Origin of the sequence: Pseudomonas brassicacearum subsp. neoaurantiaca (assembly GCF_013608025.1) — a bacterium.
Taxonomy (GTDB): domain Bacteria; phylum Pseudomonadota; class Gammaproteobacteria; order Pseudomonadales; family Pseudomonadaceae; genus Aquipseudomonas.
This window is the reverse complement of the sequence record NZ_VDLV01000037.1, coordinates 138,972-165,461: the sequence shown is the minus strand read 5'-3', so window position 1 is coordinate 165,461 and position 26,490 is coordinate 138,972. Positions and strand designations below refer to the sequence as shown.

Genomic DNA, 26,490 nt, shown 5'->3' with positions numbered 1-26,490 from the left:
GCTATCCCGGCATCCATGCCGGGATGCCCACTGCGCAAGACCTGCGTTCGGCCAGCGTGGTTTAACGGGGCGCCAAGATCAAGATCAAAAGCAGAGCAAGAGCAGGAGCAAGAGCAAGAGCAAGAGCAAGAGCTGTGGGGCATCAGCCAGGATTTATTTAGCTGAGACACTGCTATCGCGAGCAAGCTCGCTCCCACATTGGATCTCCAGTTGCCACTCGGTGCCCATTTGCCGCAAAACCCTGTGGGAGCGAGCCTGCTCGCGAAGAGGCCGGTACACCCAACATCACCGCAAACTGACACACCGCCTTCGCGAGCAGGCTCGCTCCCACAGGAGAAACGCGATCCTTCGATAACCAGGTCGGCTACTAGGCCGCCTCGTGGCGGACGTTGATCTCGGCGCCCCGTTAACCACGATGGCTGAACGCAGGCCTTGCGCAGTGGGCACCTCGGCATGGATGCCGAGGTAGCCGCGCAGGGCCATGGATGGCCCATCGCGGCGGGCCCACGGAGCAAGGCCTTCGTTCAGGCATGCCGAGCCTAGGCGAGGCACCGAGTGGTGGGGCAGAGGCGCTTTGGTTACTTTCGCGCCTTTCGAAAGTGACCCGCCGTAAGGGCGGAACCCTAAGTGGCCGTTACCGCAGAAACGGATATACACACCAATCCACCACTACTGCAGAAACGGATATACACACCCAAGTGGCCGTTACCGCAAAACTGGACTTACACACCAACGACTACTGCTGATACCCCTCAAGCCCATCCTCGGACAAGATCCGAATCTGCCGCCGCTCCATCGCAATCAACCCCCCATCCACCAACCGATGAAGAATCCGCGAAAACGTCTCCGGCTGAATCCCCAGCTTGGAAGCCACCAACCGCTTGGACACCTGCAACACCACCTGGCCATCAGACGGGTCACGTTCCTGCAACAGAAAATTGATCACCCGCCGGCTGGCACTGGCCAAGGTCAAGTTGTCGATGTCCTTGAGCCGTTGATGCAAGTGAATGCTCATGCTCGCCAGGATCGCCAGGCAGACCTTGGGCTGGTCCTCCAATGCCTTGCGGTAATGGGTGCCCTCGATACTCACCAGCACGCTGTCCTTGATCGCCGAGGCGCTGACCGGGTAGCAACGGGCCTGGCTGAAGAGCAGGGCTTCGGCGAAGGTTTGTCCGGGCTGGATGATTTCCACCAGGTTTTCCTGGCCCTCACCGGTGACCCGGAAGAGTTTGATCTGGCCGCTGACCAGCAGGAAAAACCGCTTGGCGGGATCGCCCTGGTGCATGAGCGTGCTGTTACAGGGCAGCCGCTTGAGTACGGCCAGGTTGCATACGTCCTCGAAGACCCGCTCCGGCAATTGGCTGAACAGGTGATGACGACGCAACAGTAGAACGATGGAAGGGTGGGTCAGCATGGCGTACCTCCGCGTGCCGTCATGGTAGAGCCCAAGGCCCCGCCGGCCTATGCCTCGGCAGGCCTACCTCGGAAGAGGGATGGGGCTTGATTGTTGACGCGGACCCGTGGCGAGGGAGCTTGCTCCCGCTGGGCTGCGTAGCAGCCCCAAGAAGGTTGAATGCGATCGGCCTGGCCCACCTCAGCGGCTGAACCAGGGGCCGCTGCGCAGCCCAGCGGGAGCAAGCTCCCTCGCCACGGGTTATGTGTTGACGACTCAACCGGGATCAGCTCGCCCCGCGCAAATGCTCCATCGCCCACACCGCCGCTTCGACCCGCGAACGCAAGCCGAGCTTGTGCAGCAGGTTCTTCACATGCACCTTCACCGTGCCTTCGGTAATGCCCAGCTTGTGGCCGATGACTTTGTTGCTGTAGCCACCCGCGATGGTCCTCAGTACCTGGCGCTCGCGTTCGGTCAGTTCCACATCGGCCTGGCGTGGCGGGGAGCGCAGGGCCTGGGCCATGACGCGGGTCAGGCCGGGGCTGATGACCAGGGCGCCGTTGAGGGCGTCGCGGATGTATTGAATCAGCAACTCGGGCTCCATGTCCTTGAGCAAGTAGCCGTTGGCATCGAGGCGCAGGGCGTCGCGGATGTCGTCCTCGGCGTCGGACACGGTGAACAGCAAGACCTTGCCGGTGTAGTCCATCGCCTGCAGCCGACGCAGGGTCTCGATGCCGTTCATCTGCGGCATGTTGTTGTCCAGCAGCACCAGGTCAGGCTTGAGCGGTTCGATCAGCGCGAGGGCTTCTTCGCCATGGCTGGCTTCGCCGACGATGTGCAGATCGTCTTCGAGTTCGAGCATCTGGCGGATCCCGCGACGCATCATCGGATGGTCGTCGACCAGCAGCAGGGTGTGACGCAAAGGGGCGTTCATGTTGCGATGCCTTCCGTGTGGTGGCCCAGGAATTCCGGTTGGAAGCGCACCTGGAGACGGGTGCCCTGGGGCGTTCGGGAGTGAATGTCGAGTTGGCCGCGCAAGCTGCGGGCGCGTTCGTTCATGATGTTCAGGCCGTGGTGTTCGCGCTGGTCCACTTCGCCGCTGAAGCCCCGGCCATCGTCTTCGATGGACAGGCGCACGGTCTCGCCTTCCTGGCGCAGTTCGAGCCAGGCGTTTTGTGCATGGGCGTGGCGCAGGCAATTGGACAGGGCTTCGCGGGTGATCTGCAGGATATGGATCTGCTCGCTGGCCGACAGCTCGAAGGCCAGGGTGTCAATGAACAGGTGCACGTGGAAATCGCCGCGGTTGGAGAACTCTTCGGCGGTGTCCTTGAGTTCTTGCACCAGCCCATCGTCGCGGATCTGCAAACGGAACGTGGTCAGCAATTCGCGCAGTTGACGATAAGCGTTGTTGAGGCCTTCACGCAGCTCGCGGGTGACGGTCTCCAGGGTCTGCACCGGTTCGCCGCGACGCATCAACGTCTGCATGCGACTGACTTGCAGCTTCATGTACGACAAGGCCTGGGCGAGGGAGTCGTGCAGTTCCCGGGCGATGATGGTGCGCTCGTCGAGCAGCAGCAGGCGATGGTCCTGTTCGCGCTGGCGCTTGAGCGACAGCGTTGTGCCGATCAGGTTGGCCAGCGCCTGGATCAGCGCGGTTTCCCAAGGCTGTGCGGCGTGGCCGTCGATGAAATGCGCCTTGAGCTCACCCAGCTCAGTGCCCTGGTTGCTGATGCTGAAAGCCTGCGGGCGCGCGGCGTTGTGTTTGTGGCAACTGGCGCAATCGCTGCTGGCGCAGACCTGGCGGCTCGCCGCACCGTGTAGCGCCAGCAAGTGTCGGGCCGGTGATTGCAGTTGCCCTTGCAGGCACAGCGTCAGGCGCAGGCCCGGCAGGCGCTGTTGGAAGCGTCGGATCAACTCATCCAGGCCTTCGGCGTTGGCCTGGCGTGTCGCCAGGCTACGGCTGCTCTGGTAGAGCAATTCAAGGGCGGCGTTGGCCTGTTGCAGGTTCAGGGTCTTTTGCTGCACCTGCGCTTCGAGGGTGCGGTGGGACTCCTCGATGGTCTCGGCCATGGTGTTGAAACTGGTCGCCAACTGGCCCAGCTCATCCTCGGACTGATGATTGACCCGCACCTGGAACTCGCCACGGCGAAAGCGTTGGGTAGCGTCCACCAGTTCTTGCAGCGGCATGACCACGCCGTACTGCAATTCATACAGGCCGATCAGCAGGATGATCATGGTGCTGAACAGCGCGATGCCCTGGATCGCCTGTTGCCAGCCTTGCTTGTGTTCGCTCTGGCGCTGCAACAGGGTGACGAACTGGTCCAGTTGCTCGACGAAAGAACTGGCGCTGGCTTGGAAGAAGGCCGAGTCGCCGCGCTCGATGGCGGGGCGCAAGGTCTGGTTCCAGCGCTGCATGAGGTCGCGATAGCTTTTGTGCAGTGAGGTTTCCGGCCCGTCTTCCAGCACCGCGCGCAGGGCCGGGCTGTCGAGGCGTTGCTGCAAGCTGTCGACAATCGCGGGGATGTCATCGGCGTCGCCGGCCGCGAGTTTCCAGCTCAGGTGGTAGGTCTCCATGCGCACGGAGCCGGCGGTATTGATGGCCGCCGCGTCGCCCTGGCTGAACCAGGCGATCAGCCCGGCACTCAAGGAACTGGCCAGCGCGAGGATGGCGATGAGGATCACCGCCAGCCCGGCGCGAGCGGGCAGGGAGCTGCGCAGCCAACGCATCATGGACGTTGGCTCTTGGAGAAAATCGCTAGACCGAGCATCAAGCGCGCCCTGGGTCGTGGGGTGTTGCAGCCGATCCTGGGCGCACTACCTCTAAAGAGTTGTCGGCCGTTCCGTTTCCATAAAAGCCTTGGCCGACTTGCTCAAGACATTGATAAATAAAGGGTTCTATCGATATCAGGATCTACCTCCTTGGAGGTAGACGGGCCAAGCATAGGCCAATGCCCCCTTGGCGCTCGTTGACCCAGGTCAAGTTTTAGCGGGGTAGGCATCACTAGTCTGCGCTCATCGAATTGACTGGGGTGCAGCGTGATGCGAGCGCAAGTGCAACAAGGGCTGGTACTAGGGATGAGTACCCTGGCCTTCACCGTGTGCTTCATGGTCTGGATGATGTTTGCCGTGCTCGGCGTTCCGATCAAGGAACTGCTGGCCCTCAACGAAACACAATTCGGCCTGTTGGCCGCCACGCCGGTGCTCACCGGTTCGCTTGTGCGCTTACCCCTGGGCCTGCTCACCGACCGCTTCGGCGGACGCATCGTGTTTTTCCTGCTGATGCTGTCCTGTGTGTTGCCGCTCTATTTGATCACCCTGGCCACGGCTTACTGGCAGTTCCTGGTGCTGGGCCTGTTCGTCGGCCTGGCCGGCGGCTCGTTCTCGGTGGGCATTGCCTACGTCGCCAAGTGGTTCGACAAACACAACCAGGGTTTTGCCATGGGCGTGTTTGGCGCGGGCAACGCCGGTGCCGCAGTGACCAAGTTCCTCGCCCCGGCGCTGATCGCGCTGGGCACCTGGCACCTGGTGCCGAAGGTGTTCAGCGCGATCCTGTTCACCACGGCGCTGCTGTTCTGGTTTCTCACTGCCGAGAAAAAAGAACATCGCAGTGCCGGCGGCGCCACGTTGCGTGAGCAACTCAAGTCGCTGAAAGATCCTGCGGTGTGGCGCTACTGCCAGTACTACTCGATCGTGTTCGGTGGCTACGTGGCCCTGGCGTTGTGGATGACCAAGTACTACGTGCAGGAATACGGTTTCAGCCTGCAAAGCGCGGCGCTGCTGGCGGCGTGTTTCTCCCTGCCGGGCGGCGTGCTGCGGGCCGTCGGCGGCTGGATGTCCGATCGTTGGGGCGCCCAGAGCGTGACCTGGTGGGTACTTTGGGTGAGTTGGATCTGCCTGTTCCTGCTGTCCTATCCGCAAACCCAACTGCAAGTGCAGACCGTCAACGGCATCGTCGATTTCCATATCGGCCTCAACGCCACGCTGTTCACCGTGCTGCTGTTCGTGATGGGCATCGCCTTCGCGTTCGGCAAGGCCTCGGTCTTCAAGTACATCGCCAACGACTACCCGAAAAACATGGGCGCGGTGTCCGGCATCGTCGGCCTGGCCGGCGGCCTGGGTGGCTTCGTGCTGCCGATCATGTTTGGCGTCCTGGTGGACCTCACCGGCGTGCGCTCGTCCTGCTTCATGTTGCTCTACGGCGTGGTCTGGGTCTCGTTGATCTGGATGTACCTCAGCGAGGTGCGCAAGCGCCCGTTGCTGGGCAAACAACCGCCGGCCAGCCAATCCCCGTTTTCCAGCATTGCCCAAGGAGAAGAACATGTCCGTTCTGCAAACGCCTGAAAAAGGCCCGGTCATTCATGACTGGCGCCCGGAAGACCCAGCCTTCTGGGGCCGCAGCGGCAAGCAGACCGCCCGGCGCAACCTGTGGATTTCCATCCCGGCGCTGCTGTTGGCCTTCGCCGTTTGGATGGTCTGGAGCACGGTGATCGTGCGCTTGAACGCCATTGGCTTCAGCTTTAGCACCGACCAGTTGTTCTGGCTGGCGGCATTGCCGGGGCTGTCCGGCGCGACGTTGCGGATCTTTTATTCGTTCATGGTGCCAATTTTCGGTGGCCGTCGTTGGACCGCCCTGAGCACCGCATCCCTGTTGATACCGGCACTGTGGATGGGCTTCGCCGTACAGGATTCGTCCACGCCCTACAGCGTGTTCGTGCTGATCGCATTGCTCTGCGGTTTCGGCGGCGGCAACTTCGCCTCCAGCATGTCCAACATCAGCTTCTTCTACCCTAAATCCCAGCAGGGCACTGCCTTGGGCCTGAATGCCGGGCTGGGCAACCTCGGCGTGTCGGTGATGCAGTTCTGCGTACCGCTGGTGATTTCCTTCGGTGTGTTCGGCTTCATGGGCGGCCAGCCGCAAGTGTTGGCCGATGGCAGCTCGTTGTGGTTGCAGAACGCCGGTTTCATCTGGGTGCCGTTCATCCTGGCCGTGACCCTGATTGCCTGGTTCGGCATGAACGACCTGTCCAGCGCCCGGGCTTCGTTCAGCGAACAAGCGGTGATCTTCAAGCGCAAGCACAACTGGCTGATGTGCTGGTTGTACCTGGCGACCTTCGGTTCGTTCATCGGTTTCTCCGCCGCGTTCCCGCTGCTGATCAAGACCTCGTTTCCTGAAGTCATCGCTTTGAAATTCGCCTTCCTCGGCCCGCTGGTAGGCGCCTTGGTTCGACCATTGGGCGGCTGGCTGGCGGACAAGCTCGGTGGCGCGAAAGTCACCTTGTGGAACTTCGTGTTGATGATCGTGATGGTCTTCGGCGTCTTGCACTTTCTGCCGAAAGGCGGTGAGGGCGGCAGCTTCTACGGCTTCCTCGGCATGTTCATGTTGCTGTTCATCACCACCGGCGTGGGCAACGGTTCGACCTTCCGCATGATCCCGGTGATCTTCCGCACCCTGCACGAGAAAGCCGCCCTCGGCAAAAAGCCCGAGCAGCGCGAGCAAGCCCTGAAGAATGCCGGCAAGGAATCGGCCGCGGTGCTGGGTTTCAGCTCGGCGATCGGTGCCTTCGGAGCCTTCTTCATCCCCAAATCCTTCGGCACTTCGATGGCCCTGACCGGCGGCCCGGAGATGGCCTTCTACATGTTCGTCGGCTTCTACCTGAGCTGCATCGTGGTGACCTGGTGGTGGTACGCCCGCAAAGGCGCGGCGACTCCCTGCTAAGACGAATTCAACTATTGCGGGCGGGGCGCAGACCCCGCGGAGCAAGCCTGAGAGGAAGACACTGTGAGTCATTTACTGGATCAACTGCGGTTCTTCAACCGCAAGCAAGGCGAGTTTTCAGACGGCCATGGCGAGACCCGCAAGGAGTCCCGCGACTGGGAGAACGTCTACCGTTCGCGCTGGCAGTACGACAAGATCGTGCGTTCCACCCACGGGGTGAACTGCACCGGTTCGTGCTCTTGGAAAATCTACGTCAAGAACGGCCTGATCACCTGGGAAACCCAGCAGACCGACTACCCGCGCACTCGCAACGACTTGCCCAACCACGAGCCGCGCGGTTGCCCTCGTGGCGCGAGCTACAGCTGGTACATCTACAGCGCCAACCGGCTCAAGTACCCGAAGATCCGCAAGCCCTTGCTCAAGCTGTGGCGCGAAGCCCGGCAGACCTTGCCGCCCGTGGAAGCGTGGGCCAGCATCGTCGAGGACAAGGCCAAGGCCGACTCGTACAAGAGCAAGCGCGGCATGGGTGGCTTCATCCGTTCCAACTGGGAAGAAGTCAACGAGATCATCGCCGCCGCCAACGTCTACACCATCAAGGAACACGGCCCGGACCGCGTGGTCGGCTTCTCGCCGATCCCGGCCATGTCGATGGTCAGCTACGCCGCCGGCTCGCGCTACCTGTCGCTGATCGGTGGCGTGTGCCTGAGCTTCTATGACTGGTATTGCGACTTGCCGCCAGCCTCGCCGATGGTCTGGGGCGAGCAGACCGACGTGCCGGAATCGGCCGACTGGTACAACTCCAACTACATCATTGCCTGGGGCTCCAACGTCCCGCAGACCCGTACCCCCGACGCCCACTTCTTCACCGAGGTGCGCTACAAGGGCACCAAGACCGTGGCGATCACCCCCGACTATTCGGAAGTCGCCAAGCTCACCGACCTGTGGCTCAACCCCAAGCAGGGCACCGACGCCGCGCTGGCCCAGGCCTTCAACCATGTGATCTTCAAAGAATTCCACCTGGACAAGCCGAGCGCCTATTTCACCGACTACGCCAAGCGCTACACCGACCTGCCGGTGCTGGTGATGCTCAAGCCGATGCTCGGCACGGCACCGGGCGCGGGTTACCAGCCGGACCGTTTCCTGCGGGCCAGCGACCTGACCGACAACCTCGGCCAGGACAACAACCCGGAATGGAAAACCATCGCCCTGGACGCCAACGGCGAACTGGTTTCGCCTCAAGGTTCCATCGGGTATCGCTGGGGCGAGAAGGGCAAGTGGAACATCCTGCCCCGTGAAGGCGGCGAAGGCCGCGACATCGACCTCAAGCTGAGCCTGATCGGCGGCGACGTCGCCGAAGTGGCGTTCCCGTATTTCGCTGGCGAGTCCCAGGAGTACTTCCAGCACGTGGCCGGCGATGCGGTGCAATACCGTCGCGTGCCGGTGCACAGCGTGGTGCTCGCCGACGGCAGCGTGGCGAAAGTCGCCACGGTGTTCGACCTGTCGGCGGCCAACCTGGCGATCGACCGTGGCCTCGGTGGCGCCAACGTCGCCAAGGACTATGACGACGCTTCGGTGCCCGGCACCCCTGCCTGGCAGGAGCAGATCACCGGTGTGAGCCGCGAGAAGGCGATCCAGATCGCCCGCGAGTTCGCCGACAACGCCGACAAGACCCGTGGACGCTCGATGATCATCGTCGGTGCGGCGATGAACCACTGGTACCACATGGACATGAACTACCGTGGGCTGATCAACATGCTCATGCTCTGCGGTTGCATCGGCCAGACCGGTGGCGGCTGGGCCCACTATGTCGGCCAGGAAAAACTCCGTCCGCAATGCGGCTGGTTGCCCCTGGCCTTCGGCCTGGACTGGAACCGTCCGCCACGGCAGATGAACGGCACCAGCTTCTTCTACGGGCACAGTTCGCAATGGCGCCACGAGAAGATGAGCATGCACGATGTGCTCTCGCCCCTGGCCGACAAATCGCAATTCCCCGAGCACGCCCTGGACTACAACATCCGCGCCGAACGGGCCGGCTGGTTGCCGAGCGCACCGCAGCTCAACACCAACCCGCTGCACATCTGCCGCGATGCCGCCGCTGCGGGCATGGACCCCAAGGACTACGTGGTCAAGTCGCTGCAGGACGGTTCCCTGCGCTTTGCCTGCGAGCAGCCGGACAGCCCGGTGAACTTCCCGCGCAACATGTTCATCTGGCGTTCCAACCTGCTCGGGTCATCGGGCAAGGGCCACGAGTACATGCTCAAGTACCTGCTCGGCACCAAGAACGGCGTGATGAACGAAGACATCGGCCAGGTCGGCGACTGCAAGCCTACCGAGGCTGAATGGGTCGACGAGGGCGCTATCGGCAAGCTCGACTTGGTGACCACCCTGGACTTCCGCATGTCCTCGACCTGCGTGTATTCCGACATCGTCTTGCCGACCGCGACCTGGTACGAAAAAGACGACATGAACACCTCGGACATGCACCCGTTCATTCACCCGCTGTCGGCGGCCATCGACCCGGCGTGGGAGTCGCGTTCGGACTGGGAAATCTACAAAGGCATCGCCAAGGCGTTCTCGGCCATGTCGGTCGGTCACCTCGGTGTCGAGAAAGACCTGGTCACTGTGCCGTTGATGCATGACAGCGTCGGCGAACTGGCCCAGCCGTTTGGCGGCACCGACTGGAAGAGCGCCGGCGTGGCGCCGCAACCGGGCAAGAACGCGCCGAACCTGCAAGTAGTCGAGCGCGACTACCCGAACATCTACAAGCAGTTCACCTCCCTCGGCCCGATGCTGGAAAAACTCGGCAACGGTGGCAAGGGCATCAACTGGAACACCGACACCGAAGTGAAATTCCTCGGTGAGCTTAACCACAAGGAAGTCGACCCGGGCATCAGCCAAGGCCGGCCAAAAATCGACAGCGCCATCGACGCTGCCGAAGTGATCCTGTCCCTCGCACCGGAAACCAACGGCCACGTTGCAGTGAAAGCCTGGGCGGCGCTGTCGGAATTCACCGGCATCGACCACAGCCACCTGGCCGTGTCGAAGGAGCACGAGGCGATTCGCTTCCGTGACATCCAGGCCCAGCCGCGCAAGATCATTTCCAGCCCGACCTGGTCCGGCCTGGAAGACGATCACGTGAGTTACAACGCCGGCTACACCAACGTCCATGAGTCGATCCCATGGCGCACCATCACCGGGCGCCAGCAGTTCTACCAGGATCACCCATGGATGCAGGCGTTCGGCGAGCAACTGATGAGTTATCGGCCGCCGGTCAACACCCGCACCATCGAAGGCGTGAAAGGCAAGCGCAGTAACGGTCAGCCCGAGATCGTCCTGAACTGGATCACCCCGCACCAGAAATGGGGCATCCACAGCACGTACAGCGACAACCTGCTGATGCTGACCTTGAGCCGTGGCGGACCGATTGTCTGGCTCTCGGAAATCGACGCCCAGCACGCCGGGATCGAGGACAACGACTGGATCGAATGCTTCAACGCCAACGGCGCGCTGACCGCCCGGGCGGTGGTCAGCCAGCGGGTCAAGGAAGGCATGGTGATGATGTACCACGCCCAGGAGCGGATCGTGAACGTGCCGGGTTCGGAAACCACCAAGACCCGCGGCGGCCACCACAACTCGGTGACCCGCGTGGTGCTCAAGCCGACCCACATGATTGGCGGCTACGCCCAACAGGCCTACGGCTTCAACTATTACGGCACGGTCGGTTGCAACCGCGACGAATTCGTCGTGGTGCGCAAGATGGTCAAGGTCGATTGGCTCGACGGTTCCAGTGGCGATGATCTGCCGCGTCCACTGCCGACTGATATCGAGGAGAACTGAGATGAAGATTCGCTCACAAATCGGCATGGTCCTGAACCTGGACAAATGCATCGGCTGCCACACCTGCTCGATTACCTGCAAGAACGTCTGGACCAGCCGCGAGGGCATGGAATACGCCTGGTTCAACAACGTCGAATCCAAGCCTGGCATCGGCTATCCCAAGGAGTGGGAAAACCAGGACAAGTGGAAAGGCGGCTGGATCCGCAACGCTGACGGTTCGATCAACCCGCGCATCGGCGGCAAGTTCCGCGTGTTGGCAAACATCTTCGCCAACCCGGACCTGCCGAGCCTGGACGACTACTACGAACCGTTCGACTTCGACTACCAGCACCTGCACACCGCCCCGCTGGGCGAGCACCAGCCCACTGCGCGGCCACGCTCGGTGGTGTCCGGCAAGCGCATGGAGAAAATCGAGTGGGGCCCGAACTGGGAAGAAATCCTCGGCACCGAATTCGCCAAGCGGCGCAAGGACAAGAACTTCGACAAGATCCAGGCGGACATCTACGGCGAGTACGAAAACACCTTCATGATGTACCTGCCGCGCCTGTGCGAGCACTGCCTGAACCCGGCGTGCGCGGCGTCGTGCCCGAGCGGGGCGATCTACAAGCGCGAGGAGGACGGCATCGTCCTGATTGACCAGGAGAAGTGCCGCGGCTGGCGCATGTGCATCAGCGGCTGCCCGTACAAGAAAATCTACTTCAACTGGAAGAGCGGCAAGTCGGAAAAATGCATCTTCTGCTACCCGCGCATCGAAGCCGGGATGCCGACCGTTTGCGCCGAGACCTGCGTGGGCCGGATCCGTTACCTCGGCGTGCTGCTGTATGACGCCGACCGCATCAGCGAGGTGGCAAGCACAGCCAATGAGCAGGACCTGTACGAGAAACAACTGGAGATCTTCCTCGACCCGAACGACCCGGCGGTAATTCGCCAGGCCCTGGCCGATGGCGTGCCGCAGTCGGTGATCGATTCGGCGCAGCGCTCGCCGGTCTACAAGATGGCCGTGGATTGGAAACTCGCGCTGCCATTGCACCCTGAATACCGCACCTTGCCGATGGTCTGGTACGTGCCGCCGCTGTCGCCGATCCAGAACGCTGCCGCCGCCGGCACCGTGGGCATGAACGGCGTGATTCCGGACGTCGACAGCCTGCGCATCCCGTTGCGCTACCTGGCGAACATGCTCACTGCCGGCGATGAGAAACCGGTCAAGCATGCCCTCAAGCGTCTGTTGGCGATGCGCGCCTACAAGCGTTCGGAACAGGTGGATGGCATACAAGACTTGCAAGTGCTCGCCGACGTCGGCCTGAGCGTGAACCAGGTGGAAGAGATGTACCGCTACCTGGCGATTGCCAACTACGAAGACCGTTTCGTTGTGCCAAGCGCCCACCGCGAAGACGCGATGAGCGACGCATTTGCCGAGCGTTCCGGCTGTGGCTTCAGCTTCGGCAGCGGTTGCAGTGGCAGCTCGGACACCAACATGTTCGGTGGCAAGAAGGCCAACCGCCGTGACGTGATCAAAACCGTCCAGTTGTGGGAGGAATGAGCATGCGCATTCTCAAGGTGATTTCGTTGCTGCTCGACTACCCGACCGAAAACCTGGTGGCCGGACGCGACGAGCTGGAACAGGCGATCGTGCAGGCGCGGGAAATCAGTCCCGCCCAGCGCGCCGGGTTGTTCGAGCTGCTGGAGTTGATCTGCGGCCAGGACCTGATGGACGGCCAGGAGCATTACGGCGCGCTGTTCGGCCGCGGTCGCTCGTTGTCGCTGTTGTTGTTCGAACACGTCCATGGCGAGTCCCGCGACCGGGGCCAGGCCATGGTCGACATGATGGCCCAGTACGAAGAAGCCGGGTTTGCCATCGGCATCAAGGAACTGCCGGATTACATCCCGCTGTACCTGGAATTCCTCTCCACCCGCGAAGACCTCGAGGCCCGCGAGGGCCTGGCCGACGTCGCGCATCTGCTGGCCTTGCTCGCGGCGCGCCTGGAGGAGCGTGAAAGCGCCTACGCCAGTTGTTTCCGGGCCTTGTTGCAAATCGCCGGGACCGAACCCCAGGCGGCGGTGGCCGAGATGCTTGAGCAGGTCAAGGCCGAGACTCGCGACGACTCCCTCGAAGCCCTGGACAAAGTCTGGGAAGAAGAGGCCGTGGATTTCATGAAGGCCGAGCAGCAGGACCGTTGCAGCTCGATGCCGAGCGCGCCGGGCCGGGCCCGGGAAGAAAGTGCGGTGCCGTTGCACTGGGTGGATTTTCAGCATGAAGGGCAGGCCGCCGCGCCTGCCGGGGAGGTAGGCAATGTCTAAATGGGATCTGTTGTTGTTCGGGGTCTACCCCTATGTCGCCCTGGCGATCTGCCTGATCGGCAGTTGGGCACGCTTTGATCTGTCCCAGTACACCTGGAAGGCTGGTTCAAGCCAGATGCTGAACAAGCGCGGCATGCGCGTGGCCAGCAATCTGTTCCATGTAGGCGTGCTGTTCGTGCTGGCCGGGCACTTCGTCGGCCTGCTGACGCCTTCGGCGGTTTATCACCACTTCCTGAGCACCGAGAACAAGCAGTTGCTGGCGATGGTCTCCGGTGGCTTCTTCGGCGTCCTGGGCCTGATCGGCTTGGTGATGTTGCTCAACCGTCGCCTGACCGATCCACGGGTTCGCGCGACCTCCAACACCTCGGACATCCTGGTGCTGGTGGTGTTGCTGGTGCAGTTGGTGCTGGGCCTGATGACGATCGTGGCGTCCACCGCCCACATGGACGGTTCGGTGATGGTGATGCTGGCGGATTGGGCACAGAACACCGTGCTGTTGCGTCCGATTGAAGCCGCGACCTCGATGGCGGCGGTGGGCCTGGTCTACAAGCTTCACGTGCTGTTGGGCCTGACCTTGTTCGTGTTGTTCCCGTTCACCCGCCTGGTGCACATCGTCAGTGCGCCGGTCTGGTACCTGGGGCGTCGTTATCAAATCGTTCGGCAGAAGTTCTGAGGAGAAGATCATGGCGAGTGGATGCGGATGTGGCGGCGGCAGTGGCGGTGGCGGTTGTGGTTCTTCGGCTAAAACCGCGCCGACAGTCGATATCGAGCCGGTGGGGGCGGTGCAGTTCGAGCCGGCCCAGGCCGAGCGGGCAGTTGCGGATGAAGCGCCGCAGTTGATTGCCAGCAGTGAGCAGGAGTGGCCGATCATCAGCGTCAACGGGGTGTCGATCGCCCCGCAGGCGATGGCCCAGGAGCTGCAATATCATCCGGCGGAAAGCCGCGAGGAGGCGGTCTACCAGGCCGCCCGTGCCTTGGTGATCCGCGAATTGCTCCAGCAACGCATCGCCGAGTTGGGCCTGGCGTTGCAGGTCGGTGCCGGTGAGAACGAAGAGGAAGCGGCGACGCGGTTACTGTTGGAGCGCGAGGTGCAGGTGCCGCAGTGCGACGAGGCCACGTGCCTGCGTTACTACGACAGCAATCGCGCGCGTTTCCATAGCGCGCCGTTGCTGGCGGTGCGGCACATCCTGCTCGAATGCGCGCCGGACGATGCCGAGGCACGCAGCCTGGCTCATGTGCAGGCCGAGCTGTTGCTGGAACGGCTTGACCAGTTCCCTGGCAGTTTCGCCGAGTTGGCGCTGAAGTATTCGGCGTGTCCGTCCAAGGAGCAGGGCGGTTCGCTGGGACAAATCAGCAAGGGCCAGACCGTGCCGGAGCTGGAGCGCCAGTTGTTCGCCTTGCCGGCGGGCCTGGCGAGCAAGCCATTGGAAAGTCGCTATGGCTGGCACGTTATCAGCATCGATCAGCGCATCGACGGCCAGCCGTTGCCGTACGAGGCGGTGGCGACGGCGATTCGCACCCAGTTGCAGCAGGGCGTTTGGCAAAAGGCGCTGGTGCAGTACCTGCAAACCCTGATCGGCGCGGCGGATATTCGCGGCATTCATCTGCAGGGCGCCGACTCGCCGCTGGTGCAGTGAGCAGCGGTTCAACCGGGAGGTATGCATGAACGCGGTGTTGCAGGATGGGTTTGGGCGCCAGATCGATTATTTGCGGATGTCGGTGACCGATCGTTGTGATTTTCGCTGTGTGTATTGCATGGCGAAAAACATGACCTTCCTGCCGCGCCAGCAAGTGCTGACCCTGGAAGAGTTGCAGCGCCTGGCGCGGTTGTTCGTCGGCCTGGGGGTGAAGAAGATTCGCCTCACTGGCGGCGAGCCGCTGATCCGGCCGGGCATCGTCGGGCTGTGTCGCGACATCGCGGCGTTGCCCGGCCTTCGGGAACTGGTGATGACCAGCAACGGCTCGCAACTGGGCCGCTTGGCCCGGCCGCTGGTGGATGCCGGCGTCAAGCGCATGAACATCAGCCTCGACAGCCTCGACGGCGACCGTTTCCGGGCCATTACCCGCAACGGTGACCTGGATCGGGTGCTGGCCGGCATCGAGGCGGCCTCCGGCGCGGGGTTCGAGCGGATCAAGCTCAACTGCGTCGTGATGAAGGGACGCAACTTCGATGAGGTGCCGGCGTTGGTGCAGTACGCCATCGACCGGGGCATCGACATCAGTTTCATCGAAGAAATGCCCCTCGGCGACGTGGGGCGGTCCCGGGGCGAGTCGTTCTGTTCCAGCGATGAAGTACGGGCCGAAATTGCCCGCCACCATCGCCTGCTCGACAGTGCCGAGAGCAGCGGCGGACCGGCGCGCTATGTGCGTCTGGAACGCCACCCGGATACACGGATCGGTTTCATCTCGCCCAACACCCACAACTTCTGCGCCAGTTGCAACCGCGTGCGCATGACCGTCGAAGGGCGCTTGCTGCTGTGCCTCGGGCAGGAGAACTCCCTGGACCTTCGGGGCTTGTTGCGGCGGTATCCGTTGGATGACCAGCCGATCGTTCAATCGATCAAGCAGGCACTCAAGGGCAAGCCCTTGCAGCACGACTTCAGCCCTGGCGGGGAAGTGCAGATCGTGCGGTTCATGAACATGAGCGGTGGGTGAGAACTGCTCTTTCAGGTGACTGCTGAATTTGGATTCAGCAAAAATCTCTGTGGGAGCGAGCTTGCTCGCGATAGCGGTGGGTCAGTTGGCGCTGATGCTGATGTGCCGTCGCCATCGCGAGCAAGCTCGCTCCCACAGGGATCTGTGGTGGTCTCAAATAGTTCTTCCAACCCGACTTCGGTCGCTCCTGATTCTTGATGCGAATCAATTCCCAACCTAGCCTTTACCCGTATCATCCACTACATATTGTGTATTAAAGATTAAAAATACCTATATGTAGTATATGGAGCCAAAATGCACAGCACGTTGATCTCAGTAGGCTGTAACCGCTTGCACAAGCGCGATGGCAGCGTCGTCGCCTTTGACGCGGACAAGATCCGCCAGGCGTTGATCGCCGCCGGCAAGGCCACCGGTGAATACGCCGAAGCCGAGGCCGAAGGATTGCTCAACGCCGTATTGGCACGGTTGGAAGGGCAGACGCGGTTGAACGTCGAACAGATCCAGGACCGCGTCGAGCGGGTGCTGATGGACGCCGGGTATTTCCTGTCCATGCGCGCCTACATCGTCTACCGCGAGCAACACGGGCGCCTGCGCCGCGACCGCCGCACGCTGGTGGAGGTCGCCACGTCGATGAACGAATACCTCGATCGCGAAGACTGGCGCGTGCAGGCCAACGCCAACCAGGGTTATTCCCTTGGCGGATTGATCCTCAACGTGTCGGGCAAGGTCACCGCCAACTACTGGCTCGACGAAGTCTACAGCCAGGCCATCGGCGAGGCGCATCGCGAGGCGGACCTGCATATCCACGATTTGGACATGCTCGCCGGCTACTGTGCCGGTTGGTCCCTGCGCACGTTGTTGCACGAAGGCCTGAACGGCGTACCCGGCCGGGTCGAAGCCGGGCCGCCCAAGCACTTGAGCAGCGCCCTCGGGCAAATGGTGAATTTCCTCGGCACCTTGCAGAACGAATGGGCCGGCGCCCAGGCGTTCAGTTCGTTCGACACCTACCTCGCACCCTATGTGCGCAAGGACAACCTCAGCTACGACGACATCCGCCAGTCGCTGCAGGAGTTCATCTACAACCTCAACGTGCCGTCGCGCTGGGGCACGCAAACGCCGTTCACGAACCTGACCTTCGACTGGGTCTGCCCGCAGGACCTGCGTGAACAGATCCCGGTGATCGGCGGCGAAGAAATGCCGTTCGCCTACGGTGACCTGCAAGCGGAAATGGAGCTGATCAACCGCGCCTACATCGAGGTGATGCAGGCCGGCGATGCGAAGGGCAGGGTATTCACCTTCCCGATCCCGACCTACAACATCACCCATGATTTCCCCTGGGACAGCGAAAACGCCGACCGCCTGTTCGAAATGACGGCCCGCTACGGCCTGCCGTATTTCCAGAACTTCCTCAATTCGGACATGCAACCCAACCAGGTGCGGTCGATGTGCTGCCGCTTGCAACTGGACGTGCGCGAGCTGCTCAAGCGCGGTGGCGGCTTGTTCGGTTCGGCGGAGCAGACCGGCTCCCTGGGCGTGGTGACGATCAACTGCGCGCGCCTGGGCTACCTGTACAAAGGCAACACCAGCGGATTGTTGCAACGCATCGATACCCTGATGGAACTCGCGAAGGAGAGCCTGGAGGTCAAGCGCAAGGTCATTCAGCACCACATGGACGCCGGTTTGTACCCGTACACCAAGCGTTACCTCGGCACGTTGCGCAATCACTTCTCCACCATCGGCGTGAACGGCCTGCACGAAATGCTGCGCAATTTCACCGATGACCAGGAGGGCCTGCACACCGAACAGGGCCGGGCGTTCGCGCTGAAACTGCTGGACCACGTGCGCGCCACATTGCTGCGCTTCCAGGAGGAAACTGGCCACCTCTATAACCTAGAAGCCACGCCCGCCGAGGGCACCACCTATCGCTTCGCCAAGGAAGACCTCAAGCGCTATCCCGACATCCTCCAGGCGGGCAGCCCGGTCGCGCCGTACTACACCAACTCGTCGCAATTGCCGGTGGGCTTTACCGAGGACCCGTTCGAAGCCCTGGAGCTGCAAGACGAACTGCAGTGCAAGTACACCGGCGGCACCGTGTTGCATCTGTACATGGCCGAGCAGATTTCCTCGACCCAGGCCTGCAAGCAACTGGTGCGCAAGGCCCTGGGGCGTTTCCGCCTGCCGTACCTGACCATCACGCCGACCTTTTCCATCTGCCCGGTGCACGGCTACCTGGCCGGCGAACACGAGTTCTGCCCGAAATGCGACGAGGCCTTGCTGTTGCAACAACAGCACGCGGGCAGCGTTCACTGAATCCGATCCATCGACCGCAAGGAGCTTTACCCATGAGCGCAGTACAAACGATTCCACAGGCACAGCGTCAACGTTGCGAAGTCTGGACCCGGGTGATGGGCTATCACCGCCCGGTGGCGGCCTTCAACCCGGGCAAGCAATCCGAGCACCGCGAGCGGGTACACTTCACCGAACGCGCGGCCGGGCGTCCATGAGTCGAGTGCTACGGGTCGGGGGCATGGTGCCCCTGACCACCCTCGATTATCCCGGCCAACTGGCCTGCGTACTGTTCTGCCAGGGGTGTGCCTGGCGTTGTCGTTATTGCCATAACCCGCAACTGATCCCGCCGCGCGGCAGCGAGGAAGTGGATTGGTGTCGGGTGCTGGCGTTCCTCCAACGTCGCCAGGATCTGCTCGACGCCGTGGTGTTCAGCGGCGGCGAGCCGACCTTGCAGGACGGCCTGGCTGCGGCCATGGAGGAGGTGCGGCAGATGGGTTTTCGCATCGGCCTGCACAGCGCCGGTATCAAACCAGCGGCTTTCGCCAAAGTGGTCGGACAGGCCGATTGGGTCGGCTTCGACATCAAGGCCTTGCCCGAGGACGCCCTGGACGTGACCCGCGTCGAAGGCAGCGGCGCGGCGAACTGGCGCAGCCTCGACCATTTGCTGGACAGCGGCGTGGAATATGAATGCCGGACAACGGTGCATTGGCATCTGTTCGACCCCGACCGATTGCTGGCCCTGGCCCGCCGCCTGAGCGAGCGCGGCGTCAGTCGTTTTGCCGTGCAACTGGTACGCACCGCGCGCATGCTCGATCCCCACCTTTCCAGCGTTTCGGCACACGCCTTGCAGCCCGAGCTGTGGGCCGCCCTGCGCGAGTTGTTCCCCTCGTTCGTTTTACGCAGTTGAGCGACAGCGGGAACTCATCATCGACAGCGGCCCGGGATGTCCGGGCCAGACTTTTTTCCAATGGTTTTCAAATGCGCTGCCAGTCGGCAGGTAGTTGAACAGGGAGCATTTGACATGACCAGAATCACCACTGCCCAACGTATCGTGATCGGCTTTGCGATCGCGCCCTTGGCGTTGATCGCCCTGGCGCTGTACGCCTTGCATGACCTGGCGATGTTGCGCGACCAGGCGGTGCAGATCGTCCGGCAGGATTGGCCGAAGATCGATCCGATCATGGTCATCGCCACGGGCGTGCGCGACAACGCCAGGAATACCCGGGACCTGTTGATCGACAAGAACAATACCCAGGTCCAGCAATCCATCGACACCACCCGCCAGCGCATCACCCAGGCTTTTGCGACGCTGGAGCCGCTGTTCGACCAACCCGAAGGCAAGGCCGTCTACGCCGAGCTGAAGAAGCGTCGCGAGGCCTACGTGGCGGCGTTTGTCCAGGTGCAGGCGCTGATCCGCCAGGGCGCGACGGACGAGGCGATGACGCAGCTCAAGCAAGGCGTGATCCCGGCGGAGCTTGAGGTGTACAAGAACCTTGAAGCGATGATGGCGCTGCAAGGGAGGATTTTCGTCGAACGCGAACAACTGGCCCAGGCGCGCTATAGCGAGGCTCGACGCAACATGCTCGCGTTGGTGCTGGCCTGCCTGGCCGTGGTGAGCACCGTCGCGCTGCTGGTGACCCGCAGCGTGACCCGTCCGCTGGGCGGCGAGCCCAACGACGCGGCGCGGGTGTTGAGCCACATCGCCCGGGGTGACCTGACGATCCGTGTGCCGGTGGGCGTCGGGGCGAACGACAGCGTCATGGGCAGCATGCACGACATGCAGCAGAGCCTGAATACGATGGTCCGGCAGATTGCGGCGTCGGTGGATCGGGTCGCCAGTTCGTCCGAGGAGTTGAGCGCGGTGAGCAGCCAGACCAACAGCACCTTGCAGTTGCAAGGCCAGGAAATCGAACAGGCCGCGGCGGCGGTGAACCAGATGACCGCCGCGGTGGATGAGGTGGCGCGCAACGCCGTGAGCACCAGCGAAGCCTCGCGGCTCTCCGAGCAGACCGCCCAGCGCGGCCGTAAGCAGGTCCAGGAAACCGTGGCGTCGATCCATGCCTTGGCCGACGGCGTGAGCGACACTTCGGGGCGAATCCAGCAACTGGCGGGGCGTGTCCAGGACATCAGCTCGGTGTTGGATGTGATCCGTGGCATTGCCGAGCAGACCAATCTGCTGGCGCTGAACGCGGCCATCGAAGCGGCCCGGGCCGGGGATGCCGGGCGCGGGTTCGCGGTGGTGGCCGACGAGGTGCGGGCCTTGGCCCATCGCACCCAGGACTCGACCCGGGAAATCGAAGACATGATCGGCAACATCCGCCAGGACAGCGAGCAGGCCGTCAGCGCCATGCAAGGCAACAGCGAGCGGGTGCGGACCACGCTGCAAGTGGCCCAGCGCTCGGGCGAGGCACTGGATGAAATCGCCCGTTCGATCTCGCAGATCAACGAGCGCAACCTGATGATCGCCAGCGCCACGGAACAACAGGCGCTGGTGGCCCGCGAGGTGGACCGCAACCTGATGGGCATCCGCAATCTGTCCGAACAGGTATTGCTCGGAGCCCGGCATACCGACACCGCCGGCCAGGACCTGGCGCAGATGGCCGGGTCGCTGCATCAGACGGTGGCGCGGTTCAAGGTTTGATGCCTTGCCAGTTTGACTAAGCAGGCTTTTGTGGGAGCGAGCTCGCTCGCGAAAGCGGTATGTCGGTCACATCAATGCAATTTGACACGCCGCCATCGCGAGCAAGCTCGCTCCCACAAGGGCTGGGGGTGCCTGGAGTTTTGGGGATCACCACCCCCAGAACTGCAACCACCAGCCATAGCCCACCAAGCCGCTCGCCAGGACCAGGCAGGCCATGGCGGGCAGCCGCTGGATAGGCACGGCGCCGTCGCGGCCGAGCACTTTCCAGCCCAGCAGCAAGCTCCAGCCGATGGCCGCGAGCAGCTGCATCGCCCGGGCTGGCTGCACCCATTCCAGCAACAATCCTTCGTAGCGCAACAGCTTCACCGTGGTGGCCGACAAGCCCAGGAACAGCCCTGCACCGCCGAGGGGCACCAAGGTGATGGCCAAGGGCCAATATTGTGCGGCATCACCTGCAAGCCGGGCCGCCAGGCGCATCAGCAGCATCAACGAAGTACCCACCAGCAGCGCACTCATCCCTATATAAGCCACGATGCAAAAACCATCCAGCCAACTGAAGCTGTCGTTGAGCTGCGGATAGTGGGTCAGCAGCCACCACGGCGCGTTGTCCATCAACGGCCAGGTCACATCGCACGATACCAGCCACTGGGCGAGTGCCTGCTTGAGGGCAATGAACCAAGGGCTGACGGTCCACTGGAACGCGCCCATCGCCAGGCCAATGACCCCGAAGAGCAGCAAGCGTACGTCCCAGGGCGAGACGGTGCTTGGGGTGGCCTGGAGGATTTCCTGGTTGCTGGAGCGGGCGATCAGCCGCACCGCGTCGCGCTGGCCGCTGCAACGACCACAAGCGTGGCAATCGGCGGCGCCGCGCATCCGGCGGATGTCAAGCAAGGGCGCGCAATTGGGCGGCGGGCGGCGGGGTGCCGGGTTCTCCTGCCAGCGTTTTTCATCCACGTGGAAATGCACGGGGGCGAGGCGGGCGAGCAGGGCGAAGACGCCGCTGACGGGGCACAGGTAACGGCACCACACCCGTTTGCCACGGGCGAACAGCAACCCCACGGTGATTGCCGCGACGGTCGAGCCACCGAGGATTAGCAGCGCTGCCTGGGCATAGTCGTAGACGCTGATCAACTGGCCGTAGAGCGTGGTCAGGCAGAACGCCAGGGTCGGCCAACCGGCCCAGCGCAATCCCCGTGGCACGCCGAGGCCACGGCCGTATCGGCTGGCCCATTCGCTCAGGGCGCCTTCGGGACACAGCACGCCGCACCAGAGCCGGCCGAACAAGACGATAGACAGCAACACGAACGGCCACCAGACTCCCCAGAACAGGAACTGCGCCAGCAGCGTCAGGTTGTCCAGGAGATGCGCCTGGCTGTCCGGCAACGGCAGCATCGCCGGGAGCACCAATAGCACGGCGTAGAACAGCACCACCGCCCATTGCACGGCGCGGATGGTCGCGCCATGGCGGCGCATGCCGTCGCCGAGACGCTGGAGCGCCGGGTTCAGGTCGGGCATGGCAGGTTTTCCGCTTTGCGTGGACGCAGCCATCCGGCGACGGCCAGCCAATAACCGAGCCACACCAGCAACGTCAGCAGGCTGGGGCTAGCGCGGTAACCGGTGAAGTCGGCGAGAAAAGCGCCCAAGCCATGGCCGTCGTCCAGCACAGCGCTGCTGTCCCACAGCGCATCGCCGATGGCGCGATACACCGCCTCCGGCCAATCCATCGCCAACAGTTGCCCGCCGATCCGCTCGACACCGCTGACCAGGAGCGCCGAGCCCAACAGCAGCAGGATCGCTTCGCTGATGGCGAAGAAGCGCGGCCACGAGATGAATCGGCGGCTGCCGTGGAGCAGGGAAACGGTCAGCAGCGATAAGACCAATCCGGCCACCGCGCCGACCGCGAACAACCCCAGTGACGGACCTTCCAGCCGGGCGCCGGCGCCGTAGAGAAAGACCACGGTTTCGCTGCCTTCGCGGCTGACGGCAAGCAACGCCAGCACCAGCAGCCCCATCCCCCCCTGGCGCCCCAGGCGTTGATCGGCCTGACGCGTGAGGTCATGCTTGAGCGTGCCGGCGTTGCGATGCATCCAGCCGACCATCTGCACGATCAGCAGACTGGCGACCAGCGCCAACGACGCCTGGAACCACTCGTTGGCGGCGCCGCTCATGGCTTCGCCGGCCAACAGGATCAAACCGGCCAGCACGCCCGACAGCAACAGGCCGAGGGCCGCGCCACTCCAAACGTAGCGCAGCAGTCGGTCGGCCTGCTGCTGGCGACTCACCCAGGCCTGGAGAATGCCGATCACCAGCAAGGCCTCGACGCTTTCGCGCCAGACAATGAACATCGATTGCGTCATTCGAACCTCTCCTGAGGATTATCGGGCGAGAATGCTGCCCTCGGGTAACTGCGGGTTGAATTCATCGAAGAACGGGTAACGGCCGGGGCGCAGCGGGTGGATCACCACGAAGCTGGTCACGCCGGGGGACAGGACCTTTTCGACCCGCAGCGGCGTGCTTTCGAATTCCGCCGGGCCTTGGCCGATGTTCTTCAGCACGATCTTGAAACGCTGGCCGGCCGGCACTTCAAGCAGCGGCGGGGTGAACTGCCCGTCGCGCATGCTCAGCTCGTAGGTGAGCAGTTCGGCCTTGGCAATCGATGGCAGCGACAGACCGACCAGCATCAGCCAGATGAATCGGCAACTCATCTTCAGTAACCGCCTTTTTTTCCGATCCCGGCGTAGACGAATTCGTAACGCAGTTCGCAGCGCTCGAACCACGGCGCCACGCCGGTTTCCTTGTCGGTGTGACGGCCGAGGGATGCGTGGCCAGCCGGCGGCAGGACGGTGAAGGTCAGTTGGTATTTGCCGGGGCCGAGGAGCTTCACGTTGTCGCCGTAGTGCGGCCCGTCATTGGCAACCATGGCGTGGAAATCGCCTTTGAGTTCGGTGTCGTTGCCTTGTTTTTTCAGCTGGAACGAGACGTTGAGATAGGGCACGAAACTGCCTTCCTGGAAGCCCTGCTGGTTGTCCGCCGTGGCACGGATGTCAGCCTCCAGGTGCACATCCGAATCGGCGGTGGCGCGCATCATGCCGGCGGGGGCCATTTCGATCGGTTGCAGGTACACCGCGCCGACTTCAAGCCCGGGGCACAGTTGCGGTTCGCCGATCGGGTATTCCTTGGCCTGGGCCAGCGGCGCGAGACACAACAGGGCGAGAGACAGGGGAGTGAGCGTGCGCATGATGACTTCCTGGTTGGCTAAGTGATGGCGCCGAGTCTAGGAAGCTTCGCTGCGAATAATAATGATTCTTGTCAATTTTCAGTGTGAATTCTGCCCGGATCGCTGTTCTTGACCGGAGTCAAGGGACGTCGCGCAGTGCCAGGGTAGGGTGGGGCATATCCATCCGACATGCGGGGTCGTCATGGCAAAGCCCTTTCCCATCAGTCCCAAACATCCCGAGCGCATTTGTTGGGGGTGTGATCGTTACTGCGCTACGACCGCGCTGGCCTGCGGCAACGGCGCCGACCGCACGATGCACCCGGCGGAGATGATCGGCGAGGACTGGTACCTGCATGGGGATTGGGGGATAGAGGTTCTGGATGTGACGGACAAGACCGTGGAAGAAACCGCTAATCATCTGAAAGAATGAATAACCCGTGGCGAGGGGATTTATCCCCGCTGGGCTGCGCAGCGGCCCCAAGATATTGCGGTCGCTGCGCAACCGAGCGGGGATAAATCCCCTCGCCACATTAGAACCCACAAACTTCAGATAGCATTGCTGGGCAGGAATAGTTAGAGCTTCGGCAACTGCCCAATCCGCCCCATCATTTCGGTCACGACCTGCAGATCCAGCAGGAACTGCTCCACGGTCTTGAACTCGTTGTCGTTGTGACCGGTGTACTTCACATCGGGCATGGCCAGGCCGAATTGCACGCCGTTCGGCAAGTCATGGACCGAAGTGGCGCCCGCCGAGGTGCCGAACTTATGCTCCATGCCCAGGTTTTCGGTGGCGACGGCCAGCAGCGCCTTGACCCATTCGCCTTCGGGGTTGCGGTACATCGGCTCGTCAATTGAATTGTCGAAGGCCACCGCGACTTTGGACTTCTTGGCCCAGGCGGAGAGTTTGTCGTTGATTTCGGTCTTCAGCGCTTCGGTCGGCTTGCCCACGGGCACCCGTAGGTTCACGGCAAGCTTGAAAGCCTTGTCATCCATCCCGACGTAGGTCAGCGAGGCGGTCAGCGGGCCCATGAATGCGTCGGAGAAACCGATGCCGAGTTTCTTGCCCAGGTAATCCAGGCCCCAATTGTCAGTGGCGTAACGGGCGGCGTCGGTGATGTGGTTGTGCTTGAGCGCGACCTTGCCGTCGAGGCCGTTGATGAACACCAGCATCCTGGCGACCGGGTTGACGCCTGACTCGGGCTCGGAGGAGTGGGCGGAAACGCCGGTGAAGGTCAGCTTGACGGTCTTGCCGTCCACCTCGCTTTTTACCTCGAAGTCGTTGCCATTGGCCTTGGCGTAGTCGGTGCCGGCCTTGAGCAGGCTGGCGGCCAGTTCGGCGGGTTTGTCCGTCGCAAAGGTTGCCACGGACGTCGATGGGATCTGGTTGGTCGCCATGCCACCCGTCAGCCCGGTGATTTCGGCGCCTTTGCCCTGGCCCGCACGACGAGGGAAGTTGGCCATGACCGTGCCATAGCCCTTCTCGGCGATCACTACCGGGTAGCTGCCATCCAGCGCGAGGTTGTAATTGGGCGTCGGGTTGCGCTCGAAGTAATAGGGAATGGCGTCGCCAGTGGTTTCTTCGGTGGTGTCGACCATCAGCTTGAAATTGCGCGCCAGCGGCAGTTTTTCTTCCTTGATGATCTTCATGGCGTAGAGCGCCACGACGATGCCGTTCTTGTCATCCTCGGTGCCCCGACCGTACATGCGATCGCCCACCAGCGTGACCTTGAACGGATCGAGCTTGGTGCCGTCCTTGAGCACCCAGTTTTCCGGCGTCACCGGCACCACGTCGGCATGGGCGTGAATGCCGACGACTTCGTCACCGCTGCCTTCGAGGGAAATCTCGTAGACGCGGTTGTCGATGTTGCGGAAGTTGAGGTTGAAGTCTTTGGCCAGGCTTTGGATTTTCTCGGCGATCTTCAGGAACTCGGGGTTTTCATGCTGGGCCACGCCGTCCTTGCGATAGGTCGGAATTTCCACCAGTTGGCGCAAGGTATCGGTGGCGGCCTTGCCGTACTTCACCCGGGCGTAGATGCCCAGCAGCCGGTGGATTTCGTTCTGCTGCTCGGCGGACAGGGGCTTGTTGTCTTGGAAAGCGCTGATAGCCGGGCCAAGATTGGCGGACTTGGCCAGGTCACTCTTGGTGACGCTTGCCAGGAACTGGCGGAAATCGCTGACCGAGGTATCGGCGAAGGTCTTGATGAAGGTCGAGCTCTGTTGCGCGGTGATGTTGGCGTTGGCCGACATCGGCAAGGAAGACAGGCTGGACAGGACGAGGGTGGCAATGGCAAGACGCTTGAACGGGAAGTTCATGTGGCTGGCATTCCTTTGCAGGGGAAAAGTGTCGTTAGATAAAACAATCACTTACAACCTAGCATCATGAATGCGGGTTGGGGGAGCCCCTTGAACGGAATATGTCGCCCGGAAAAGCGCAAACGGCGCAG

Annotated in this window: 21 protein-coding genes; 13 read left to right on the top strand and 8 right to left on the bottom strand. The window is 62.4% G+C overall.

The window, feature by feature from the left end; all coding sequences use genetic code 11:
* Window positions 1-736: 736 nt before the first annotated feature.
* The 3 genes from FHK92_RS20195 to FHK92_RS20185 all read right to left on the bottom strand — a co-directional run bounded on the left by FHK92_RS20195 (window position 737) and on the right by FHK92_RS20185 (window position 4,123).
* The gene (locus tag FHK92_RS20195; RefSeq protein ID WP_181289613.1) at window positions 737-1,414 is read right to left on the bottom strand and encodes a Crp/Fnr family transcriptional regulator; all 678 of its coding nucleotides are present in this window, start codon (window positions 1,412-1,414) and stop codon (window positions 737-739) included.
* 265 nt (window positions 1,415-1,679) lie between these two features.
* On the bottom strand, window positions 1,680-2,327 hold the full coding sequence (narL, locus tag FHK92_RS20190; RefSeq protein ID WP_181289612.1) for a two-component system response regulator NarL: 648 nt from the start codon (window positions 2,325-2,327) through the stop codon (window positions 1,680-1,682).
* A complete protein-coding gene (locus tag FHK92_RS20185) occupies window positions 2,324-4,123 on the bottom strand; it encodes a HAMP domain-containing protein (RefSeq protein WP_181289611.1) in 1,800 nt (599 codons plus the stop codon). The genes narL and FHK92_RS20185 overlap by 4 nt, the downstream gene beginning before the upstream one ends.
* Window positions 4,124-4,432: 309 nt before the next feature.
* On the opposite strand from FHK92_RS20185, the gene FHK92_RS20180 reads away from it, so the two are divergent.
* From FHK92_RS20180 to FHK92_RS20125, 12 genes are all read left to right on the top strand, one after another.
* Window positions 4,433-5,734, top strand: a complete 1,302-nt coding sequence (locus FHK92_RS20180) for an MFS transporter (protein WP_219916115.1) — start codon at window positions 4,433-4,435, stop codon at window positions 5,732-5,734.
* Complete coding sequence (locus tag FHK92_RS20175) at window positions 5,712-7,109, top strand: NarK family nitrate/nitrite MFS transporter (RefSeq protein WP_181289609.1); 1,398 nt, start codon at window positions 5,712-5,714, stop codon at window positions 7,107-7,109. Before FHK92_RS20180 ends, FHK92_RS20175 begins: the two co-directional genes overlap by 23 nt.
* Window positions 7,110-7,172: 63 nt before the next feature.
* Window positions 7,173-10,946, top strand: a complete 3,774-nt coding sequence (locus FHK92_RS20170; RefSeq protein WP_181289608.1) for a nitrate reductase subunit alpha — start codon at window positions 7,173-7,175, stop codon at window positions 10,944-10,946.
* A 1-nt stretch (window position 10,947) separates the two neighbouring features.
* Complete coding sequence (narH, locus tag FHK92_RS20165; protein ID WP_181289607.1) at window positions 10,948-12,486, top strand: nitrate reductase subunit beta; 1,539 nt, start codon at window positions 10,948-10,950, stop codon at window positions 12,484-12,486.
* A gap of 2 nt (window positions 12,487-12,488) precedes the next feature.
* On the top strand, window positions 12,489-13,244 hold the full coding sequence (gene narJ / locus FHK92_RS20160) for a nitrate reductase molybdenum cofactor assembly chaperone (RefSeq protein WP_181289606.1): 756 nt from the start codon (window positions 12,489-12,491) through the stop codon (window positions 13,242-13,244).
* Window positions 13,237-13,917: a respiratory nitrate reductase subunit gamma gene (gene narI, locus FHK92_RS20155; RefSeq protein ID WP_181289605.1), complete on the top strand. Its 681-nt coding sequence runs from the start codon at window positions 13,237-13,239 to the stop codon at window positions 13,915-13,917. The genes narJ and narI overlap by 8 nt, the downstream gene beginning before the upstream one ends.
* 10 nt (window positions 13,918-13,927) lie before the next feature.
* Window positions 13,928-14,881, top strand: a complete 954-nt coding sequence (locus tag FHK92_RS20150) for a peptidylprolyl isomerase (RefSeq protein ID WP_181289604.1) — start codon at window positions 13,928-13,930, stop codon at window positions 14,879-14,881.
* A gap of 25 nt (window positions 14,882-14,906) precedes the next feature.
* Entirely contained in the window at window positions 14,907-15,899 is a 993-nt protein-coding gene (moaA, locus tag FHK92_RS20145; protein ID WP_181289603.1) for a GTP 3',8-cyclase MoaA, read from the top strand.
* A gap of 294 nt (window positions 15,900-16,193) precedes the next feature.
* Window positions 16,194-18,209: a ribonucleoside triphosphate reductase gene (locus FHK92_RS20140; protein WP_181289602.1), complete on the top strand. Its 2,016-nt coding sequence runs from the start codon at window positions 16,194-16,196 to the stop codon at window positions 18,207-18,209.
* A gap of 32 nt (window positions 18,210-18,241) precedes the next feature.
* Window positions 18,242-18,403: an anaerobic ribonucleoside-triphosphate reductase gene (gene nrdD, locus FHK92_RS20135; protein WP_030137643.1), complete on the top strand. Its 162-nt coding sequence runs from the start codon at window positions 18,242-18,244 to the stop codon at window positions 18,401-18,403.
* The gene (locus FHK92_RS20130; RefSeq protein ID WP_258232698.1) at window positions 18,400-19,095 is read left to right on the top strand and encodes an anaerobic ribonucleoside-triphosphate reductase activating protein; all 696 of its coding nucleotides are present in this window, start codon (window positions 18,400-18,402) and stop codon (window positions 19,093-19,095) included. Before nrdD ends, FHK92_RS20130 begins: the two co-directional genes overlap by 4 nt.
* Window positions 19,096-19,209: 114 nt before the next feature.
* Window positions 19,210-20,829 (top strand): methyl-accepting chemotaxis protein, encoded by a 1,620-nt coding sequence (locus FHK92_RS20125; RefSeq protein ID WP_181289601.1) that lies wholly within the window; start codon window positions 19,210-19,212, stop codon window positions 20,827-20,829.
* Window positions 20,830-20,976: 147 nt separating this feature from the next.
* Here the strand turns inward: FHK92_RS20125 and FHK92_RS20120 are convergent, their stop codons facing one another.
* Genes FHK92_RS20120 through FHK92_RS20105 form a run of 4 tightly spaced genes read right to left on the bottom strand, consistent with a single transcriptional unit; the run spans window position 20,977 to window position 24,067 of the window.
* A complete protein-coding gene (locus FHK92_RS20120; protein ID WP_181289600.1) occupies window positions 20,977-22,344 on the bottom strand; it encodes a 4Fe-4S binding protein in 1,368 nt (455 codons plus the stop codon).
* Entirely contained in the window at window positions 22,332-23,186 is an 855-nt protein-coding gene (locus FHK92_RS20115) for an FTR1 family iron permease (RefSeq protein WP_181289599.1), read from the bottom strand. The genes FHK92_RS20120 and FHK92_RS20115 overlap by 13 nt, the downstream gene beginning before the upstream one ends.
* An 18-nt stretch (window positions 23,187-23,204) precedes the next feature.
* Entirely contained in the window at window positions 23,205-23,534 is a 330-nt protein-coding gene (locus FHK92_RS20110; protein ID WP_181289598.1) for a cupredoxin domain-containing protein, read from the bottom strand.
* A gap of 2 nt (window positions 23,535-23,536) precedes the next feature.
* Entirely contained in the window at window positions 23,537-24,067 is a 531-nt protein-coding gene (locus tag FHK92_RS20105; protein ID WP_181289597.1) for an iron transporter, read from the bottom strand.
* 181 nt (window positions 24,068-24,248) lie between these two features.
* Here FHK92_RS20105 and FHK92_RS20100 point away from each other — a divergent pair, with 181 nt between their 5' ends.
* A complete protein-coding gene (locus FHK92_RS20100) occupies window positions 24,249-24,476 on the top strand; it encodes a DUF3079 domain-containing protein (protein WP_181289596.1) in 228 nt (75 codons plus the stop codon).
* A gap of 143 nt (window positions 24,477-24,619) precedes the next feature.
* Here FHK92_RS20100 and FHK92_RS20095 read toward each other — a convergent pair whose 3' ends face one another.
* A complete protein-coding gene (locus tag FHK92_RS20095; protein ID WP_181289595.1) occupies window positions 24,620-26,359 on the bottom strand; it encodes a dipeptidase in 1,740 nt (579 codons plus the stop codon).
* Window positions 26,360-26,490: the final 131 nt, after the last annotated feature.

Coding starts and splice junctions, on each gene's coding strand:
- FHK92_RS20195 (WP_181289613.1), bottom strand. CDS start 1,414: ATGCTGACCCACCCTTCCATCGTTCTACTGTTGCGTCGTCATCACCTG.
- narL (WP_181289612.1), bottom strand. CDS start 2,327: ATGAACGCCCCTTTGCGTCACACCCTGCTGCTGGTCGACGACCATCCG.
- FHK92_RS20185 (WP_181289611.1), bottom strand. CDS start 4,123: ATGATGCGTTGGCTGCGCAGCTCCCTGCCCGCTCGCGCCGGGCTGGCG.
- FHK92_RS20180 (WP_219916115.1), top strand. CDS start 4,433: ATGCGAGCGCAAGTGCAACAAGGGCTGGTACTAGGGATGAGTACCCTG.
- FHK92_RS20175 (WP_181289609.1), top strand. CDS start 5,712: ATGTCCGTTCTGCAAACGCCTGAAAAAGGCCCGGTCATTCATGACTGG.
- narH (WP_181289607.1), top strand. CDS start 10,948: ATGAAGATTCGCTCACAAATCGGCATGGTCCTGAACCTGGACAAATGC.
- narJ (WP_181289606.1), top strand. CDS start 12,489: ATGCGCATTCTCAAGGTGATTTCGTTGCTGCTCGACTACCCGACCGAA.
- narI (WP_181289605.1), top strand. CDS start 13,237: ATGTCTAAATGGGATCTGTTGTTGTTCGGGGTCTACCCCTATGTCGCC.
- FHK92_RS20150 (WP_181289604.1), top strand. CDS start 13,928: ATGGCGAGTGGATGCGGATGTGGCGGCGGCAGTGGCGGTGGCGGTTGT.
- moaA (WP_181289603.1), top strand. CDS start 14,907: ATGAACGCGGTGTTGCAGGATGGGTTTGGGCGCCAGATCGATTATTTG.
- FHK92_RS20140 (WP_181289602.1), top strand. CDS start 16,194: ATGCACAGCACGTTGATCTCAGTAGGCTGTAACCGCTTGCACAAGCGC.
- nrdD (WP_030137643.1), top strand. CDS start 18,242: ATGAGCGCAGTACAAACGATTCCACAGGCACAGCGTCAACGTTGCGAA.
- FHK92_RS20130 (WP_258232698.1), top strand. CDS start 18,400: ATGAGTCGAGTGCTACGGGTCGGGGGCATGGTGCCCCTGACCACCCTC.
- FHK92_RS20125 (WP_181289601.1), top strand. CDS start 19,210: ATGACCAGAATCACCACTGCCCAACGTATCGTGATCGGCTTTGCGATC.
- FHK92_RS20120 (WP_181289600.1), bottom strand. CDS start 22,344: ATGCCCGACCTGAACCCGGCGCTCCAGCGTCTCGGCGACGGCATGCGC.
- FHK92_RS20115 (WP_181289599.1), bottom strand. CDS start 23,186: ATGACGCAATCGATGTTCATTGTCTGGCGCGAAAGCGTCGAGGCCTTG.
- FHK92_RS20110 (WP_181289598.1), bottom strand. CDS start 23,534: ATGAGTTGCCGATTCATCTGGCTGATGCTGGTCGGTCTGTCGCTGCCA.
- FHK92_RS20105 (WP_181289597.1), bottom strand. CDS start 24,067: ATGCGCACGCTCACTCCCCTGTCTCTCGCCCTGTTGTGTCTCGCGCCG.
- FHK92_RS20100 (WP_181289596.1), top strand. CDS start 24,249: ATGGCAAAGCCCTTTCCCATCAGTCCCAAACATCCCGAGCGCATTTGT.
- FHK92_RS20095 (WP_181289595.1), bottom strand. CDS start 26,359: ATGAACTTCCCGTTCAAGCGTCTTGCCATTGCCACCCTCGTCCTGTCC.